Source organism: Pseudomonas sp. Root329, from assembly GCF_001424925.1.
Lineage (GTDB): Bacteria > Pseudomonadota > Gammaproteobacteria > Pseudomonadales > Pseudomonadaceae > Aquipseudomonas > Aquipseudomonas arabinosi.
In genome coordinates this window covers 81,015-98,189 of the sequence record NZ_LMCV01000045.1, presented here as the reverse complement: position 1 = coordinate 98,189, position 17,175 = coordinate 81,015, and the positions used below count along the sequence as shown (strand labels likewise).

Genomic DNA, 17,175 nt, shown 5'->3' with positions numbered 1-17,175 from the left:
CTGTCAGTCGACATCAATGTTGAATGTAAGTCCGCCTTCGCGAGCAGGCTCGCTCCCACAGTTGGATTTTTGGCAGGCATGACATAAGTGTCCACCGCCAATGACCTTGACAGACATCAGGTCGGCTATCAGGCCGCCTCGCTTTGGCTTTTGATCTGGCTTTTGATCTTGATCTGCCCCGTCGGAAGGCCGAGCGCAGGTTCTGCGCAGTGGGCACCGCCCCCGGCCATGGATGGCCGATGGCGGCGGGCCCACGGAGCAGGACCGGAGCGAGGGCATGCCGAGCCTAGGCGAGGCACCGTACGTCAGGGGCAAGAGCGTTTGGTTACTTGGCGCTTTTCCAAGTGACCCGCCGTAAGGGCGGAACCCTAAGTCGCCATCACCGCAGAAACGGATATGCCCCCCATCCCATCCCACCCCGAACTACATCAATCAATGCCCCCCAACAACCATATGACTGAACGGCGCCACATACGCCTGCAACGTCACCAAACCACCGACCAGAATGGCCAGGATGATCGAATGGAAAAACACGTAACGCAGGATTTCCCCTTCATGCCCGTACCAGCGGGTGGCGGTCGAGGCCACCACGATCGACTGGGCGTCGACCATCTTGCCCATGACCCCGCCGGAACTGTTGGCGGCAGCCATCAACACCGGGCTGAGGCCCAATTGCTCGGCGGTCACCCGTTGCAAGCCGCCGAACAGTACGTTGGACGCCGTATCCGAGCCGGTCAACGCCACGCCGAGCCAGCCGAGCAAGGTGCCGAACATGGGGTAGAAAATGCCCGTCGCGGCGAAGGCCAGGCCCATGGTCGCGTCCAGACCCGAATAACGGGTGAGGAAACCGAGGGCGAGCATGGCGGTAATGGTGATCAGTGAATAGCGCACCACCCACAGCGTTCGCAGGTACTGGTGGATCAATTGCGGAATGGAATAACCCATCAGCAACCCGCCGAGAATCGCCGACAGCAGGATGCCGCTACCGGTGCTGGTGAACCAGGTGAACTTGTAGACCGCGTCCTCGGTTTTAGGCGCGGGCACCACCGGTGGAACCTTCTCGATCTGCTGGTGAATCGTGGTGAACGTCACGACTGGAGCGAAGATCGGGTTCGCTTCGCGCATCGGTTTGCCTTGAGGGTCGAGCTTGGCCGAATGGGTGGCCGGATCAATCGCCGGGCGGGTATCGAACATGTTTTTGAAGCCCTGGGTGCCCCAGGCGAACACGAACACGGTGAGGATGATCCACGGCATCCACGCGCGCATCACCGCAGGTTTGGCATCGCTGGCAAAGGTCGCGCTGGCGACGGGTTTTTCGTCATGCTCTTCGGCTATTTTGGAATTGTCGACGCGCCCGGACAGCGCGGCGGAGGTATGCACGGTGGCCGGTTTCCAGACCCTGAGGAAACCGGTCAGGCAGGCCATGGAAATCAGCGCGGCGATCACGTCCACCAGCATCGGTCCGTGGTAGTTGGACACCAGGAACTGCGGCACGGCAAAACTGACCCCGGCCACCAGAATCGCCGGCCAGATTTCCAGCATCTTGCGCCAGCCGGCGAAGGCCCAGATCAACCAGAACGGCACGATCACCGAGAAGAACGGCAATTGCCGGCCGACCATCATCGACAGCTCCATTTCATCCAGCCCGGTCACCTTGGCCAGGGTGATGATCGGCGTGCCCAGCGCACCGAACGCCACGGGCGCGGTGTTGGCGATCAACGCCAGGCCAGACGCGGCCAGCGGCGAGAAACCCAGCCCGATCAGAATCGCCCCGGTCACCGCCACCGGCGTGCCGAATCCGGCAGCCCCTTCGAAGAAAGCACCGAAGCAGAAGGCAATCAGCAGCAGTTGCAGACGTCGATCGTCAGTGATGCGCGCGAGGGAATCCTGCAGCACTTTGAACGAGCCGTTCTCGGTGGTCAGCCGATGCAGGAAGATGATGTTGAGCACAATCCAGCCAATCGGCAGCAAGCCGTTGGCGGCGCCGTACAGTGCGGCCGAGCCGGCCATGTTCGCCGGCATGCCGAAGGCGAAGATCGCGATCACCAGCGCAGACGCGAGGGCCATCAATGCAGCCAGATGCGCCTTCACATGGAAAAACGCCAGGGCTGCCAGCATCACCACGACCGGCACTGCTGCCATGATCGTTGAAAGTATCGGGTTACCGAACGGATCGTAGATTTGCTGCCAGACCATGTTCCACCTCTGCTTTTTATTGTTGGGAGTGCAGACCCCGAGGGGGCGGTGGCTTCTAGTATAGGTGGCATTACGCCGCTGTCCTGGCAGGCCTTTGAGTGGGCCGTACTGAGCTAACATGGCCAATGGGTAAATGCGCTACTCGGACTTCAACGACGGGAGAAATGCAGCCATGACTGAACGCCATATGCACCACAAGGAAACGCTGTCGAACGGATGCAAGATCGAGGTCAAAACCGAGATCTTGAAGGACGGCTCACTGGGGATGTTCATCGGTGTTTACCGGCCGGACGGCACGGCCATTTTTGAGGACCATGATCCAAAACCGCATCTGCTGGACATGGAGGCTGCCTTTGACTGGGGGATCGAAAAGGCCAAGACCCTCGGCAACAGTCAAAAAACGCTGTAAAGCCCGGTTTTGGACACCCTCATGAAGCAGGCGACAACCACCATGAAGAAAGAGCAGGTCGGTGCAAAGGAAGAAGAGGGGGGAGCTTCGGCCTCTCAGCTGATAGACGCGAGAATCAAGGAGCTGGGCGATTGGCGAGGCGAGACGCTCGCTCGGGTCCGAACGCTCATCCAGCAGGCCGACCCCGACGTGGTCGAGGAATGGAAGTGGCGGGGCGTTCCAGTGTGGTCGCACGCCGGAATCATCTGCACCGGTGAGACCTACAAGCAGGTCGTGAAGCTGACGTTTGCCAAGGGCGCCTCGCTGGACGACCCTTCAGGCCTCTTCAACGCCAGTCTCGAAGGCAACACCCGGCGTGCCATTGATTTGCATGGGGGCGACACGCTTGATGAGAAAGCCTTGAAGGCGCTCATTCTCGCTGCCGTGGCGCTCAATACATCGACAGCGGCCGCTCGCACCAAACCGGCTGCGAAATCCTGATCCGTCTTCGCCGACCTGGCAGTCGAAAACCACTCTGACGAGATGACTGCTATCGATGTCTCTCGTCATGAGCTTTTTAAGTGCGTTGTCGTACAACAATGTTTAATCTTCAAAACCTTCATATCTCGCTGACAACACCCGATACATCCCAGCGCTAACTGGCCCACAGACTACGTCCTCTGGACCTGATCGAATTTCTATCGAGCAGCCTTTGTCGAGACGAACGGCTGTTTTTTCAGATTGACAGCCCGGTAGTGAACTCGATATAAAAGGCGCAGTTGTACGACGACAGACGATCACAGACTGTTGAACCCTAAAAATAAAAAAGAGTGTCGGCCTATCATGAACACAACCCGCCCGCGCATCGCCCTGAATGCCGCTTCCTATGGTTCGACCTTGACTGCTTGCCCATCCCCACAGTCAGGCTTGTTGCATACGACTATCCCACCAAACGCCCGATAGCTCTTGCCAAATGTCCGACTCCAGCCACTGAGCATGGAGTACCCATTTTCGAGCCCGCAATACAGTGGCGCTGACCCATCGCGTTTTGGCGATGCTTCACGACACAATTGATCTCGCTTGAAACCGAGAGATCATCACCATAATCCAACAATAAAGTGATGCCATGAATCTGAACGAGCCCATCAATCCGCAACGAATCGGCCAGGCCGTCGGCAAGTACCGCTGGACGATTTGCGCGCTGTTGTTTTTTGCCACCACCGTCAATTACCTGGACCGCCAGGTACTGAGTCTGTTGGCGCCGGATCTGTCGACGCAATTTGGCTGGAGTAACACCGATTACGCGAACATCGCCTCCGTCTTTCAGTTTGTGTACGCGATTTCCATGCTGTTCGCCGGCCGCTTCGTTGACAAGATCGGCACCAAGACCGCCTATGTGGTAGCGATCGGCATCTGGTCGACCGGCGCGATCATGCACGCCTTTGCGGTGCCGATGGGTGAGGGTATTGCCGGCATCAGCAGCGCCTTGGGCCTTGCCGTGATCCCGGTTTCGATCGCCGGTTTCATGCTGTCGCGCGCCGTACTGGCGATCGGCGAAGCGGGTAACTTCCCGATTGCGATCAAGGCCACCGCCGAATATTTTCCGAAGAAAGAGCGTTCCTTCGCCACCGGTATCTTCAACTCCGGCGCCAATGTGGGCGCGGTCCTGGCACCGATCTGCGTGCCGCTGATCGCCGGTATATGGGGCTGGGAAGCGGCATTCATCGTGATCGGTGCGTTGGGCTTCGTTTGGGTGGCGGTATGGATTGCGCTGTACGAAAAACCGGAGCAGCAAAAACGTCTGTCGGTGCAAGAGCTGGCCTACATCCGCAGCGATCAGGGCGCACAAGCGCTCACCGGAACAGACTCGGGTGCCGCCGCTAAAAAAGTATCGTGGTTCAAATTGCTGACCTACCGCCAGACCTGGGCCTTTGCCTTCGGCAAGTTCATGACCGACGGCGTGTGGTGGTTCTTCCTGTTCTGGCTTCCGACCTACCTGTCTGCGCAATACGGCATGAAGGGCCAGGCCATCGTGTTGCCGCTGGCCGTGCTGTACAGCATGACCATGGTGGGCAGTATCGGCGGCGGCTGGTTCCCGAGTTATTTCATGTCACGCGGCGATGCGCCGTATGACGGCCGTATGAAAGCCATGTTGGTGATTGCTTTCTTTCCGTTGCTGGTACTGCTGGCGCAGCCATTCGGTTACATCAGTTTCTGGGTGCCGGTGCTGCTGATCGGTGTGGGCGCATCGGCGCACCAGGCGTGGTCGTGCAACATCTTCACCACCGTGTCTGACATGTTCCCGCAAAAATCCATCGCATCGGTGGTCGGCATTGGCGGTTTGGCCGGCGGCTTGGGTGGGGTAGTGATGACCAAGACCGGTGGTTGGGTGATCGACCATTACAAACTGATCGGCGATATCCATACCGGCTACATGATCATGTTTGCCATCTGTGCGCTGGCCTATCTGGTGGCGTGGAGCGTGATGAAGGCGCTGGTGCCACGCCATAAGGAAATCACCGACCTGTAAACGGCCACGCGCATGGCCTGCTGACTTTCCGTCCGCAGGCCATGCGCCCGTTTGACGCTATTTGTAGCGTTGCTCAAACACGGCCACTTGCTCCGGCATGATCAGCTGGAAGGGCACCCAGACATCCGTCTCGACTGGCTCCCCTTTGATCATTTTGATGGCCGCTTGCAGCGCGCTCGTCGCTTGCGCTTTGGGGTCTTGAAATACCGAGGCGACGAGCATCCCGCGCTTGATGGCCGCCAGGCCGTCGGGCAGCCCGTCAATGCCGACAATCGCAATCTCGCCCTTGGCTTTGCCGGCTTGCTGCAATGCCATGGCGGCGCCGATGGCCATCTCGTCATTGTTGGCAACGATGGCATCAAAACTGGTACCTGCCAGCAGCCAGTTGCTGGTCAGGTCCATCCCTTTGTTACGCTGCCACTCGGCACTTTGTTGTTCGACGATCTTTATCCCTGGATAGTCCTTGAGTACCTGTTTGACGCCTTCGGTACGGTCGTGCGTGGAGTTTTGCGCCAGGTCGCCCATGATTATCGCGATGTTGCCTTTACCCCCCAGTTTGTCGGCCAGGTAGCGCATCTGCAGTTGACCGGCCTCAATGTCATTGGACGCCACCGTGACCACGCCTTTGGGCAAGACGCGTTCGTCCGGGTGGCGGTTGACGTAGACCAGCGGCGTCTTCGCCTCGACGGCAGCGCGCGTCATGTTGGCGGTGGCGGCGGTGTCCACCGGCAAGACGATGACCGCATCCACTTTCTGGCTGAGAAAGCCCTCGACCTGATTGAGTTGGCGAACCACATCACCCTGGGCGTCCTCGAACTGGATCTGGACATTCTCCTTTTTCGCGGCCTCTTCCAGGCCGCTGCGCACGTAGGTCATGAAGTTGTCATCGACCCTGGCAATGCTGACGCCGATGCGATAGCTGGCGGCGGCCCATTGGCTGAACAGTAGTAACAGCGTGGCAAAAAGCAGTGTGCAACGACGCATGATGGTTTTCCTTTTTTGTTATGAGTTGAAATTCATCAAGTTCAGTCAGTCAAGCCGTAATGCGATCTGTAGCAGCTGTCGAGCTTGCGAGGCTGCGTTCGGCTGCGCAGCAGTCGTGAATCCGGCTGATGCGGTCTGTCTGATACACCGCAAGTTCTGGTTTGACGACTGCTTCGCAGCCGAACGCAGCCTCGCAGGCTCGACAGCTGCTACAAAGAGTGCGTCGCTTAAGGCTCAATCCAGCGTGAAGGCCTGTCGGAAGCGTTCGAGTGCCGCTTCGCTGTCGCCACTGGCCCAGCCCTCGAGCCCGACGACTCCGGTGTATCCCATGCCAAACAACGCTTTGGCAATGGCCGGATAATGGATCTCACCGGTGCCCGGTTCCATGCGGCCGGGGACGTCGGCGACCTGGATTTCCCCGATGGCGCTGCCTGCGCGCTGGATCAGTTCGATCAGGTTTCCTTCGCCGATCTGCGCATGGTAAAGGTCCAGGTTCATCTTCAAATGCGGGCTGCCAACGGCCTCGATCAACGCCAGGGTATCGTCGGCGCGAGCGAACGGGGTGCCGGGGTGGTCCACCTCGGTATTGAGGTTCTCCAGCAAGAATACCCGGCCTGCTTCTTCACCCAGGCGGGCGATTTTTTCCAGGGTCTTGCAGGCGCTCAACCACATGCGTCCTGTGGTGAGGGCCACGGGTTTGACCGGCAAGCCTTTGTCGCCCAGGCCAGTGCCATGCAGGTTCAGGCTCGGGCAATTCAGTTGGGCGGCGACGGCCAGCGATTCGCGTGCGCTGTCGAGCAGGTGCTGGATGTCGTCGGGATCGGTCAGGTTGCCCGAGATGTAACCCGTCATCGAGGTGAAATCAGCGCCGGTGGCAACAAGGGCCGGAATGTCTTTCTGCGTCCAGTCCCAGAGTTCGGCGCTGAAGCCCAGCGCGTGAATTCGTTTGACGCGTTCGGTGAACGGCAGGTCGAGGAAGACCATCTCGGCACTGATCGCCAGTTTGAACGGTATGAAACTCATGAACGGGCTCCGTGCACGCGCACCGCTTTGCCTTGCTGGAAGGACTCGATGCACGCGCGGGCAATGGCCAGTGCCGCCCGGGCATCTTCGCCGCTGGCGAGGGGTGTTTCGCCGGTACGCAGGCAGTCGACAAAGTGGTTGAGCTCGGCCACATAGGCATCTCGCAGCAGGTCGGTGTCCAGGCGCTGGGTGTCGGCCTGGATGCCATTGGCCAGATAGCGAACCAGGTCAGAGTCATTGACGCTGCCCATGGTCAGCATGCCGGCGCTGCCGAACACTTCCCCCCGAACGTCGTAGCCATAGACGGCCTGGAAATTGGCCTCGGCCGTGGCGATGGCGCCGTTGTCGAAACGGATCGTCACCACGGCGGTGTCGAGGAAGCCCTTGTCCTTGAAGTCCGGTGCGATCAGGGCATCGGCCATGACAAAAACCTCGACCGCTTCGGCGCCGGGATTCAGGTAGCGCAGGGTATCGAAGTCATGAATCAGGGTTTCGAGGAAGATCACCCTCTGCGGCGAGGCGGCCGGATTGTTCAGCGCCGGGTCGCGAGTCAGCGAGCGCAGCAGTTGCGGCGTACCGATACGACCGGCGACCACGTCCAGGTGAGCCGTGCGGAAGCTTTTGGCAAAGCGCCGGTTGAAGCCGACTTGCAGCGTCACCCGTGCGTCGGCAGCGGCGGCGATGGCGCGGTCGGCTTCGTCGAGGGTGATGGCCATGGGTTTTTCACAAAACACCCCTTTGCCGGCGCGGGCTGCACTGATCACCAGTTCGGCATGGCTGCGGGCCGGGGCGGCGATCAACACGCCGTCTATTTCCGGGTCGTCGAGCAATTGCTGTGGATCGATATAGACCCGCTGCACACCTAATTCTTCCGCCAGGCGGGCGGCCTGGCCGGGTGTCGGGTCGGCGATGGCGGCCAGGCAGGCACCGGGAATGTGCCGCGAGGCCGTCAGACCGTGAAAGCTGCCCATGCGGCCAGCACCGATGAGACCCAGGCGGATGATCTTGGACGTACTCATGAAATGACTCCCTTTTATTGTTGTTCAATGACTCGACAGCAGGAATGTCCTCGCTGGTACAAAGCAGGGAGCAAGGGCTGTGCCAATATTTAAATCATTGATATTTAAGGGGATATTTAAAGGTGTTTGTAATAAGTGTTCATTTCGATGACATGTCTATACTGACATGTCGAAAATATGAACATAGGAGCAAATGGTGATCCCACAGCCAATGGCCTTCAGCGTGCAAGACCTCGATTACATTACGGCGCTCGGTCCGGCATCGTTAAACGAAGGACCGATCGCTGAGCTGGAGCAGGCCTGGCTGGCGTGTCTGAACGGTCGCACCGAACGACCTGCCGGGGTCAGGCAGGTGATTTGGGACTCCTGGCTACGCAGTGTCAGTGCCGGCCTCGATCCTGATGATGGTCAGTACCGATTTGTCACCCCCGATGTGCTGGCCGCGACACTGGCGACCAATCGTGTGTTGATCACGGCGGCGGCGGAGGTCATGCGCGGGTTGCTGGCTTACAACCCCCGGGGCCATATCAACCTGACCGATGCCGAAGGGACGACGCTGTATTTCTGCGGCCTCGATCTCACGCCGGTGGGCAGCCGGCTGCTGGAGTCGGTGCAGGGCACCAACTGCACGGGGCTGGCGCTTGCCGAAGACCGATTGGTGTATGTGCTGGCCGAGGAAAACTTCGGCGTCGGCCTGCGTCGGCGGCGCATGCATTGTGCCGCCGCGCCGATCCGGGATGCGCAGGGCCGGACACTGGCCATGCTGACCCTGACCGCAGAGCCGGGCTGGTTTCATTTCCATACGCTGGGCACCGTGCAGGCAGCGGCCGAAGCGGTCTCGCGGCAGATGGCGCTGCAAGCGTTGCTGGAAGAACAACAAACTGTGCTTGAAGTCCTCAACGAAGGACTGGTGGTGCTGGATGAGCGGGGCTGCATCAAGGCGCTCAACCGTTATGCCCGCCAATTGTTCCGCGTGGGCCGGGACCTGCTGGGCAGTCCGTTCCAGCGCTTGGGCCAGAGTGAACTGACCGATGAGATTCTGCTGCGCGGCGGGGAAGGGCTACGGGACCTGGACTGCACGTTTGAATTGCATGATCGCAGTCAACTGGCGTGCCTGGTGTCCGTGTGCTCGCTGGAGCAGGGTGGAAGCATCGTCTCGTTGCGGGAGAACCGACGCATCCGGGAAATTACCCGGCGAATCATCGGCACCCAGGCCAGTTACACCTTCGAGACCATTCAGGGCAGTTCGSGAGCCATACAGGACGCGTTGCACCTGGGGCGGATTGCCAGTCGCAGTGATTCGACCACGCTGATTCTGGGTGAAAGCGGTACCGGCAAAGAGCTATTCGCCCAGGCGATTCATAACGCCAGTGACCGTAGCAGCGGTCCTTTTGTGGCCGTCAATTGCGGAGCTATTCCGCGAGATCTGGTGCAGAGCGAACTGTTCGGTCATGTCGAAGGCGCCTTCACCGGCTCGGCCCGCGGCGGCTCTGCCGGGAAGTTCGAATTGGCCGATGGCGGAACGATCTTTCTCGATGAAATCGGTGATATGTCGTTTGATGCCCAGGTCAGCCTGCTGCGCGTCTTGCAAGAAGGCGAGGTGACGCGTGTGGGCGCGAAAAAATCGCAGCAGGTGAACGTGCGCATCATCGCTGCTACCCACCGCAACCTGAGCCAGGCGGTGGCCGAGGGTGCTTTCCGCGAGGATCTTTACTACCGGCTCAACGTCCTGAACCTGACGGTTCCGCCGCTGCGGATGCGCCACGAAGATGTGCCGTTACTGGCGCGGCATTTTCTCAGCCGTTGCGCCCGCTCACTGCGCAAGTCGGTGCAGGGCATCTCGCCAGAGGCACTGGATATTCTGTCGGCCTACCACTGGCCGGGTAATGTTCGCGAGCTGGAAAACACCATTGAACGGGCGACAAACCTGGCCATGACCGAACTGATCCAGCCGGGTGATCTACCGTTTGAAATCAAGCAAAGGCAGTGGCCGTCAGCGCCGGGAAATGTGCCCGAACCCCATACTGCACTGGACCTTGGCGCCCATGAAATGAATGCGATCATTGCGGCCCTGAAGGATACCCGCGGCAACATCCGCCTGGCGGCCAAACAGCTGAACGTTTCTCGTGGCGGGCTGTACAACAAGATGAATCGGTTCGGACTGAGTGCCGATGCATTCCGTTCAGGGCCGGGCATTCTCTGACGTGACGATCTGCAGTGGAATATGGATGCGATGCCGGGCCGGATCGAAGTCCGGCGCGGTCTGCAATTCCACCAACAAATCGACCAGCGCCGCCGCCAGCAATCGCGGCTGGGAATCGATGAGCAAACTGATCAAACCCTGCGACAAAGCCTGGCGCGACAGCTCGGTCGACTCCTGCAAAATGCAGCACAGCGACGGCCGCTTCGGTAACTGCGACAGGGCACTGATGATCCCGTCGCCGCCACCGCCGACCACGCACAAACCCCGCAAATCGTCATGCCGCGACAACAGTTCCAGCGTCGCCTCTTCGGTGATGTCGCAGTTGTCCAGGTTGATCACCGCTTCAAGCAGCCGCAACCCCGGTGCACGCTCCGCCAGGTAACTGCGCAGCCCTTCGACCCGTGCCTGATGGCCGAGAAAACGGTGACCGCCGAGCAGAACCCCGATGCTGCCTTTGCGCGCACCACAGGTGTGAGCCATCAGCCAGCCCATGGTGCGCCCGACCTCATGGTTATCCTGGCCGACGTAAGGCTCATTCGCGGCCTCATCGATGTCGGACAGCAGCGCGATCACCGGCACGCCGGCCTCTCTGATCTGGGCGATGGCGGCATTGATCATCGGGTGAGCGAAGCTGACCACCGCCAGGCCATCGCACTGCACCGCCAGTTGTTCGATCTGAGCAACGATGGCGCTCGGTGTGCGATCAAATACGTACTCGAACTGACAGCTCAGGTTGGCGCCGGTCTGACGCTGTGCTGCCTCGGTAATGGCGGCGGCAACATTGGAATAGAACGCTTGGGCGGTACCGAGCAACAGGATGCCGAAACGATAGCTGGGACGCCGTTCGCGGATCCGCTGACCGATCAGCCTGGCGGCAAAATAACCAACGGCTTCGGCGGCCTGGAATACTTGCTCGGCAGTGGCCGGGTTGACCGGCGCCCTGGCGTTGAGTACCCGGTCGACGGTGGCGACACTCAAGCGAGCGTGCTCGGCGACCGTGGCGATGGTGGGGCGTTTAGTGTTGGTCATGGCGGGTCCCGAAAACGCCTTGATAGAAAACTATCAAGCCTTGCTGGGCCTGGATGATAGCTTGATAGGGAATGTATTCAAGGGCTTGAGGGTAATCTTTGGGCTCTCTATCTTTTCTCCCACGATGTGATCCCGCGTCGAAAAGTGCCTGAAACCATCAAGCTTGCGGAGAACAATAAAATGCCTGAACAAAACGCAGCCTATGAAAACCGCGGTAAACCCGTGCCTCGGGATTATCGATTGATCGGTCCCGAAGCCGCCAAAGCGGCGCAAAAAGGCTTGGTGTCGGCCAGCTGGTACCAATCGCCCATTTCTCGTAAACGCATGAAGGAATTGATGCAGCGCCGCGACGGCCCGGCCTTGCGCGATACCGCGATCTGGTTGCTATCGATGGTCGTCACCGGCTTCGGTGGTTACTGGTTCTGGGGCTCCTGGGCCTGCGTTCCATTCTTCTTCGTCTATGGGCTGCTTTACGGCACGGCGTCCAATTCCCGCTGGCACGAAGCGGGTCACGGTACGGCGTTCAAAACCCGCTGGATGAATGATGCGGTCTACCAGCTGTCGAGCTTCATGTTCATGTTCGAACCCCAGGTCTGGCGCTGGAGCCACGCGCGGCACCACACCGACACCATCATCGTCGGCCGCGATCCGGAAATCGTCGAGCCACGTCCGCCGAGCCTGATCAATATGGTGCTGAGCCTGTTCAGAATGCCCTACGCGTTGAAGACGATGGGGTCAGTCTGCCGGCATGCAGTCGGGCGGATGGATGAAGAAGAGCAGACGTTCATCCCGGAATCCGAGTGGCCCAAAGTGGCGAGGGACGCACGCGTCTGGCTGGTGATTTATGGGCTTGTCGTGGGCGCTGCACTGTATTTGCAAAGCTGGTTGCCGCTGATGTTTATCGGTCTGCCAACCCTTTACGGCGGCTGGCTGTCCTACCTGTTTGGCCTGACGCAACATGTTGGCCTGGCTGAAGACGTACTCGATCACCGCAGCAACTGCCGCACGATTTACATGAACACGGTGCTGCGCTTCATGTACCTCGACATGAACTATCACCTCGAACATCACATGTATCCGATGGTGCCGTTTCATGCACTGGCGCAGCTTCACGAAGAGATCCGCCACGACTGCCCGCCACCGTATACCAGCCTGTTCGAGGCCTTCAAAGAAATCCTCCCGACCATCTGGAAGCAGCGCAAAGACCCTACTTATTTCATCCGTCGCCCTTTGCCACAACGCGCAGAACCTGCCGCAACCGCCCGGGCGGAAGCTGAAGTAACGCCGGCCTGACACCTTCCTGTCTGTACCCCTAACAAGAGAAAACGCCATGACCGATCAATGGATCGATGTATGTGCCGTGGGCGAGATTAATGAAGAAGACGTCATTCGTTTCGACCATGGCCAACACACCTATGCCGTCTACCGCTCCGCCGACAGCGAGTTCTTCGCCACCGCGGGCCTGTGTACCCATGAGTCCATCCACCTGGCCGATGGCCTGGTGATGGAGCATGTCATCGAGTGCCCCAAGCACAACGGGCGCTTCGACTACCGCTCCGGCAAAGCCCTTGGCGCACCGGTGTGCGTCAACCTCAAGACCTATCAGGTGCGGGTCGAGGCGGGGCGTGTCCTGCTCGCCATCACGGTTTAATTGCAGGGAGTCTGTGCCATGAATGCTGCCAATGCTCCACTGGTCATCGTCGGCGCCGGGCATGCGGGTGGCCGAGCCGCGCTGACCCTGCGTGCTGAAGGTTATAGCGGTCGCCTGATCCTGATAGGCGATGAATCTCACCCTCCGTATGAACGTCCGCCGCTGTCCAAGGGACTGTTGCAGGGCACGGTAGATCTGGCGGGCTACAGCTTGTGCGACAGCGCTCGGCTCGCCGAACTGGACATCGAACACCTGGCCGGCAATCCGGTGAAAAGTCTGGACCCGCAGCAGCATCGTCTGCAGTTGGCCGACGGTAGCTGGCTGGCCTATGCGCGTCTGTTGCTCGCCACGGGAGGGCGCTCGCGGCGACTGGCCTCTGTGCCCGAGCATCTGGGTAACGTGCTTTATCTGCGGACCCATGACGAAGCGCTGGCCCTGCGCGCTTCGTTGCGGCCCGGTGCTCGGTTGGTGATCATCGGCGGCGGCTTCATCGGACTCGAAGTCGCCGCGACCGCCCGTGCCTTGGGGTGCTCCGTCACCTTGCTCGAAGCCGGACCGCGCCTGGCCGGTCGGGTGTTGCCGGAGCAACTGTCTAGCGTCCTGCTGGAACTGCATCGCAGCCAAGGCGTGGATGTCCGCTTGAACGTGGTCATTGAGGCGGTGCAAGGCAACACGTGCGTCGAGGCGGTGCAACTGGTCGACGGCGAGCTTCTGCCTTGCGACCTGGTGGTAGTGGGCATCGGCATGCAACCCAACACTGAATTGGCCGAGGCTGCGGGGCTCGAAGTCGGGCAGGGCATCCGTGTCGATGCTCAGTTGCGCACCAGCGCGCCGGACATCTTTGCGGCGGGCGATGTCTGTGAATTTAAGCTGCACCCGCAAGGGGTTTTCCAGCGTCAGGAAACCTGGCGCAACGCCGAGACCCAAGGCCATCACGCCGCCCTGAATCTGTTGGGCGGCGAGCAACCTTTCGAGGTCATTCCCGGTTTTTGGTCTGATCAGTACGACTGGGGATTGCAGATCGTGGGTGTGATCTCGAACGCCGAACCCACGGCGAGCCGGGTAACCCCGGATGGCGGATTCCTGTTGTTCTACCTCGATGCCGAGCAACGTCTGCAAGGTGCTTGCGGTTGGGGCCAGGGCAATAGCGTCGCGAAGGACATCAAATTGTGCGAGAGGCTGATCGCCAACCATAACCCCCTCTCGGTGGACGCGTTGGCCGATGCCGGTGTGCCGCTCAAACAACTGCTCAGGAGCTGACATGCGTGAATTTCTGGTATTTCAGTCCCTGTGGGCCATGCAAAATCAACATGGCCAATGCGACCTTCCCATGGAAGCGCAGCTGGAGAAAATCGCCGCCGCCGGCTTCGATGGGATCACCGACCATTTCTGGGTCGCGCCACATGCGGCACGCCTGAGTGCCGCCGCCAAGGCGCAGGGCCTGCAAATCGAAGGTCAGCTGTTCCCCCGCACGGTGGATGATCTGGCGGCGGCGATTGATGTCGCTTCCTGCTACGGCTGCCACCACCTCACGCTGCAAGCCGACGTCCGTCCGCGCACGCTGGCGCAAGCGATCAAGCTGATCGAAGGCTGGCAGCGTCTGGCCGAACAGGTGGACTTTCCGATCCTGCTGGAAACCCACCGTTATCGCCTCACCAGCGACCTGTTATTCACCCTCGACATCCTCGCTGAAATGCCCGATCTCAAACTGTTGGCCGACTTGTCCCACTATGTCGTGGGCCGCGAACTGCCAGAGCCGGCCACCGCCGAGGACGACGAGCAGATCCACACGATCCTGCGCCACAGTTGGGGTTTCCATGGTCGCGTCGCCAACGGCGAACAGGTCCAGGTGCCGTTGAGTTTCGCCCAGCATCGACCCTGGCTGGAGCGCTTCCTCGGCTGGTGGCGCTATGGGATTGAGGATTGGCTGGCCCGACCGAACACCCCCGCCAGTCTGTCCTTCACCTGTGAACTCGGTCCGCCGCCGTATGCCATTACGGGTGCCGACGGAGCCGACATCACCGATCGCTGGGCCGAGGCGTTGATGCTAAAGGAGCTGATGCGCAAGGTCTGGAAGGACTGTCAGGTACGATCTCTCGAGGGGCTCTGATCTGCTCATCCGTAAAAATAGAGGGTGTCATCTTAGCGTCATCGACCCCATGGCAATATCCTCGCAAACCGCCTAGCGCGCTCAGCTTGCAAGGAATCGCCCCATGAAAGGAGACGCCTCTCTATTTGCAGCCATTGACCTTGGTTCTAATGCGTTTCGCATGATGATCGGCCAGTCAGTCCGACGGCGTCAGGGGTTCGTGATCCAGGAAGTGAAAACCCTGCGTGAACCTGTCCGTTTGGCGGAGGGGTTTCAAGGTGGCGCGCTGGACGAGTTGGCTCTGGATCGGGGATGGCAAGCGCTCGCGCGATTTGGCAAAAAGTTACGCGGCTTCGAGGCCGGTCGTGTGCGGGCGGTGGCGACCAGTGCCGTGCGCGAAGCCGACAATGCGCAACTGTTTTTAGCCAGCGCGGAGCGGCACCTGGGGTTTCGGATTGATGTCATCTCTGGGCATGAAGAGGCCCGACTGGTGTACGCCGGTGTTGCCCATACGATACCCGGTACCGAAAACAGGCGATTGGTCGTGGATATCGGTGGCGGCTCCACTGAATTGATTCTGGGGCAGGGCGCTCAGCCCTTGATGACCGAGAGTATTGCCATCGGCAGCGGCAACTTCGGCGCACGCTACTTTCAGGGTGGCTGTATCACGGCTAAGGCGCTCCTGGAGGCTGAGCGTGTGGCCACTGTTCAGTTTGAAAAAGTGGCGCGTCGTTATCGCACGCTGGGTTGGCAGCAGGTGATTGGCTCTTCAGGCACCGCACGGATGCTGGCTAAAGTCCTCAAGGCCAACGGGTTGAACGACTATGGCGAAAGCGGCATCACCTACAGCGGTCTGTTGCGTTTGTCGTTGCGCCTGCTTGAAGTGGGGCATGTCAAACAGCTCGGTCTGGCGGGCTTGCAAGCCCATCGCCAGAGCATCTTGCCTGGCGGTCTGGTGCTCATGCTGGCGGCATTCAAGGTATTTGGTGTCTCACACATGACGCCTTCCGAGCCAGGTCTGAGGTTTGGCGTTCTGCATGGTCTGATGAGTAAACACTGATCAGCCCGTAGCAACCTTGCCTCGATGAAGGCCCGGTCGTCATTGGCCCCAGTGAGGTGTGTCACTTGTGTTAGTGTTTTTCCATCCTGCCGCGCTTCCCACAGGGCAAAATCGTTCTAAAAAGCCCGCCTTGCGCTTTGGACTTTGGACTACTCTTGAAGATGTAGGTGAAGACGCAGACTGATGCGCAAGCGGATGGCGAGGAAACGTGGGGCGCGTTCCGAAGGGTACACGGTTAGAAAGATCTCCGCGCTGAGATCCAGCCCTTATGCCGTGTGAAGCAGGACAGCACAAAACTGTTCTGTGGGAGGCCTGATAAACCTTGTAAGCCGGAGACCAGCGCCGGCCACCTACTCGATTTACGAAGCCCGCCTTGTGCGGGCTTTTTCGTGTCCGCAGGATCCGTTTGTATCGGAACGTATCCCGCGCACCTGCAGCTACCTTCGCATACAAAACCAGGGCATTGGCGACACTTGCGCGATACACGGCGACCTCCAAATAGAGCCACCGCATCCGCGGCAAGCTCCGCGCGCATTCCCGCGCACTGATTGGAGAAATGCCATGTCCCGTTTCAACCGCCGTATTTCTGCTGGCATGCTCGGCGTCGCCGTTGCCGCGGCACTCACCGCCTTCGCGGGTCTCTCTCAAGCACAAGAGGCGCCTCCAGCAAAAAGCTGGCAGGCGGGTCTTCACCGCACCGATCTGCTGCGCCAGGATCTCGATGTCGCCGGGCGTGAAGTGATCCAGGTTCTCGTTGATTTTGAGCCGGGTGTGGTATCACCCAAGCATTCTCATCCCGGGGTGGAAGTGGCCCACGTGATCGAGGGTACGTTTGAATATCAACTCGAGGGTCAGCCTCCTGTAACGCTCAAGGCTGGCGATTCCTTGTACATCCCCGCAGGCACTGCGCACGTCGCGAAGAATATCGGCGCGAACAAAGCGTCTGAGCTGGCGACGTACATTGTGAAAAAAGACACGCCACTGGTCGTGCTGGAAAAGTAAA

At 59.7% G+C, this 17,175-nt stretch carries 15 protein-coding genes; 10 read left to right on the top strand and 5 right to left on the bottom strand.

Annotated features, from left to right (window positions below):
• Positions 1–432 precede the first annotated feature (432 nt).
• Entirely contained in the window at positions 433–2,196 is a 1,764-nt protein-coding gene (locus tag ASC74_RS25915) for an L-lactate permease (RefSeq protein WP_046049267.1), read from the bottom strand.
• 172 nt (positions 2,197–2,368) lie between these two features.
• Between ASC74_RS25915 and ASC74_RS25910 the strand changes: the two genes are divergently transcribed.
• The 3 genes from ASC74_RS25910 to ASC74_RS25900 all read left to right on the top strand — a co-directional run bounded on the left by ASC74_RS25910 (position 2,369) and on the right by ASC74_RS25900 (position 5,114).
• Entirely contained in the window at positions 2,369–2,605 is a 237-nt protein-coding gene (locus tag ASC74_RS25910) for a hypothetical protein (RefSeq protein WP_046049268.1), read from the top strand.
• Positions 2,606–2,647: 42 nt separating this feature from the next.
• Positions 2,648–3,085, top strand: a complete 438-nt coding sequence (locus ASC74_RS25905; RefSeq protein WP_201784103.1) for a DUF1801 domain-containing protein — start codon at positions 2,648–2,650, stop codon at positions 3,083–3,085.
• 625 nt (positions 3,086–3,710) lie between these two features.
• Positions 3,711–5,114 (top strand): MFS transporter, encoded by a 1,404-nt coding sequence (locus ASC74_RS25900; protein ID WP_056745201.1) that lies wholly within the window; start codon positions 3,711–3,713, stop codon positions 5,112–5,114.
• A gap of 57 nt (positions 5,115–5,171) precedes the next feature.
• Here the strand turns inward: ASC74_RS25900 and ASC74_RS25895 are convergent, their stop codons facing one another.
• The 3 genes from ASC74_RS25895 to ASC74_RS25885 form a co-directional block, all read right to left on the bottom strand.
• Positions 5,172–6,098: a sugar ABC transporter substrate-binding protein gene (locus ASC74_RS25895; RefSeq protein WP_056745199.1), complete on the bottom strand. Its 927-nt coding sequence runs from the start codon at positions 6,096–6,098 to the stop codon at positions 5,172–5,174.
• Between the two features lie 234 nt (positions 6,099–6,332).
• Positions 6,333–7,121 (bottom strand): TIM barrel protein, encoded by a 789-nt coding sequence (locus ASC74_RS25890; protein WP_056745197.1) that lies wholly within the window; start codon positions 7,119–7,121, stop codon positions 6,333–6,335.
• Positions 7,118–8,140 carry a Gfo/Idh/MocA family oxidoreductase gene (locus ASC74_RS25885; RefSeq protein ID WP_056745195.1) on the bottom strand — a complete coding sequence of 341 codons (1,023 nt, stop codon included), beginning with the start codon at positions 8,138–8,140 and terminating at the stop codon, positions 7,118–7,120. The genes ASC74_RS25890 and ASC74_RS25885 overlap by 4 nt, the downstream gene beginning before the upstream one ends.
• Positions 8,141–8,333: 193 nt before the next feature.
• On the opposite strand from ASC74_RS25885, the gene ASC74_RS25880 reads away from it, so the two are divergent.
• A complete protein-coding gene (locus ASC74_RS25880; protein WP_056745194.1) occupies positions 8,334–10,343 on the top strand; it encodes a sigma-54-dependent Fis family transcriptional regulator in 2,010 nt (669 codons plus the stop codon).
• On the opposite strand, the gene ASC74_RS25875 is transcribed toward ASC74_RS25880, so the two are convergent.
• Positions 10,323–11,372, bottom strand: a complete 1,050-nt coding sequence (locus ASC74_RS25875) for a substrate-binding domain-containing protein (RefSeq protein WP_056745192.1) — start codon at positions 11,370–11,372, stop codon at positions 10,323–10,325. The genes ASC74_RS25880 and ASC74_RS25875 overlap by 21 nt on opposite strands.
• A gap of 180 nt (positions 11,373–11,552) precedes the next feature.
• On the opposite strand from ASC74_RS25875, the gene ASC74_RS25870 reads away from it, so the two are divergent.
• The 6 genes from ASC74_RS25870 (at position 11,553) to ASC74_RS25845 (ending at position 17,174) form a co-directional block, all read left to right on the top strand.
• Complete coding sequence (locus ASC74_RS25870) at positions 11,553–12,665, top strand: fatty acid desaturase family protein (RefSeq protein WP_056745190.1); 1,113 nt, start codon at positions 11,553–11,555, stop codon at positions 12,663–12,665.
• A gap of 37 nt (positions 12,666–12,702) precedes the next feature.
• Complete coding sequence (locus ASC74_RS25865) at positions 12,703–13,023, top strand: MocE family 2Fe-2S type ferredoxin (RefSeq protein WP_008151778.1); 321 nt, start codon at positions 12,703–12,705, stop codon at positions 13,021–13,023.
• 18 nt (positions 13,024–13,041) lie between these two features.
• A complete protein-coding gene (locus tag ASC74_RS25860; RefSeq protein ID WP_056745187.1) occupies positions 13,042–14,283 on the top strand; it encodes an NAD(P)/FAD-dependent oxidoreductase in 1,242 nt (413 codons plus the stop codon).
• A gap of 1 nt (position 14,284) precedes the next feature.
• Positions 14,285–15,133, top strand: a complete 849-nt coding sequence (locus ASC74_RS25855; RefSeq protein WP_056745185.1) for a hypothetical protein — start codon at positions 14,285–14,287, stop codon at positions 15,131–15,133.
• Positions 15,134–15,236: 103 nt separating this feature from the next.
• Positions 15,237–16,172 (top strand): Ppx/GppA family phosphatase, encoded by a 936-nt coding sequence (locus ASC74_RS25850; RefSeq protein WP_056745182.1) that lies wholly within the window; start codon positions 15,237–15,239, stop codon positions 16,170–16,172.
• 561 nt (positions 16,173–16,733) lie between these two features.
• A complete protein-coding gene (locus ASC74_RS25845) occupies positions 16,734–17,174 on the top strand; it encodes a cupin domain-containing protein (protein WP_056745180.1) in 441 nt (146 codons plus the stop codon).
• The last annotated feature ends 1 nt before the right edge of the window (position 17,175 follow it).